This window comes from Frankia sp. AgPm24 (genome assembly GCF_023243055.1).
In the GTDB taxonomy this organism is placed as follows: Bacteria; Actinomycetota; Actinomycetes; order Frankiales; family Frankiaceae; genus Frankia; species Frankia umida.
In genome coordinates this window covers 1-229 of record NZ_JALKFW010000131.1, presented here as the reverse complement: position 1 = coordinate 229, position 229 = coordinate 1, and the positions used below count along the sequence as shown (strand labels likewise).

1 pseudogene is annotated in these 229 nt (G+C 56.3%); it reads left to right on the top strand.

From position 1 onward, the window contains the following. Positions 1 to 6: 6 nt before the first annotated feature. Positions 7 to 229, top strand: a pseudogene (locus MXD61_RS05970) (protein translocase subunit SecF); the annotation flags it as partial.

The window sequence follows — 229 nt, the reverse complement described above, 5'->3', positions numbered from 1 at the left end:
GGACTAATGGCCAAGTTCATCAATTTCGCCACCTTCGGCAACGAACTCTATACCGGCAAGCGTTCTTACGACTTCGTCGGCAAGCGCAAGATCTGGTTCAGCATCGCTGCGGTCATGGTGATCCTGTCGATCGCGGTCCCGCTCATCAAGGGCGGATTCAACCTCGGCATCGATTTCCGCGGTGGCAGCGAATTCACCATCACCAATGTGACCGACACCAGCACCGCGA